The 250-nt window shown below is 35.6% G+C and carries 1 pseudogene; it reads right to left on the minus strand.

What is annotated here, in order from left to right:
- Positions 1 to 56: 56 nt before the first annotated feature.
- Positions 57 to 250, minus strand: a pseudogene (locus ACFIO5_RS13105) (insulinase family protein); the annotation flags it as partial.

The raw sequence follows: 250 nt of genomic DNA on the forward strand, positions 1-250 counted from the left end.
TCTTTTTAAAACTTCACATAGGGAATAGTGTACTAAAGCGTTTGAAAAAGGTGTATTTAAACCTGCTTTATATTTGATGAAAGTGTTGATGTTAAGTTATCGAAATTCATGAGAGAGCCAACAGGTCCAACAGCTGCTAATGTTGGAGTGGCATTGATAAAAAGACGGCCAGCTAAATCAGTTAATCTTGCAGGAGTAATAAGCTCTAAGCGTTCAATTGTTTCAGATAGTGGAATTTCTCTGCCATAAA

The organism is Bartonella sp. AA86SXKL (assembly GCF_042196885.1).